The 857-nt window shown below is 63.1% G+C and carries 1 protein-coding gene; it reads left to right on the top strand.

Translation table 11 applies throughout. The features are described 5' to 3' along the window. Nucleotides 1-857, top strand: an 857-nt coding sequence (locus AWB78_RS42830; protein WP_062613354.1) for an IS701 family transposase, incomplete at both ends; no start/stop codon positions are given.

Here is an 857-nt window from a genome sequence, read left to right as displayed (position 1 = left end):
GTTTGTCGCTGGCCAGTGTGCAGGGCAGCGTTCCTGTTGGCTTTCAATTGTATCTACCCAAGGACTGGGCGGCTGACCCGGTGCGCCGGAAGAAAGCCGGGGTGCCGGACGATGTGACGTTCGCTACCAAGCCGGAAATCGCGCTGGCGCAAATGCACGAGGCGCTCGCCTCGGGCATGCCCATGGGCGTCGTGCTGGCCGATGCCGGGTACGGCGATGAAACCGCCTTCCGCAATGGCATTACTGAACTGGGCATGCTGTATGCCGTCGGCATCCGGCCGGGAACCACGGTATGGGCACCGGGCACCGCGCCCCTGCCACCCAAGCCCTGGAGCGGTCGCGGCATACGGCCAACGAAGCTGCGCCGTGAGCCTGGTCACGAGCCGATGCCGGTCAAGACATTGGCCATGCAATTGCCGCAGGAGGCCTATAGCGCGATCACCTGGCGGGAAGGTACCAACACGGATCTATCCTCGCGTTTCGCCGCTGTGCGGGTCCGTCCTGCTCACCGCGATTACCTGGGCACCGAGATGCGCCCCGAGGAGTGGCTGCTGATCGAGTGGCCCGAGGCGGAAGCCGAGCCGGTGAAATACTTTCTCTCCACGGCGCCGTCCGACGCCACCCTGGAACAACTGGTCTTCGTCATCAAAATGCGCTGGCGTATTGAACGAGATTACCAGGAGCTCAAGCAGGAGTTCGGCCTCGCGCACTACGAGGGTCGCGGCTGGCGCGGCTTCCATCACCATGCCACGCTGTGTATTGCGGCTTATGCCTTTCTCGTCACCGAGCGCCTCGGTCAGGATCGCGCAAAAAAAAACCGCGCTCGACCAGAAGCGTCTTTCCTACCCGAAGGTTAC

The organism is Caballeronia calidae, assembly GCF_900044055.2.
GTDB classification, from domain to species: domain Bacteria; phylum Pseudomonadota; class Gammaproteobacteria; order Burkholderiales; family Burkholderiaceae; genus Caballeronia; species Caballeronia calidae.
Note: the sequence above shows the minus strand (reverse complement) of the source record. Positions and strands in the feature narration are given on the sequence as shown.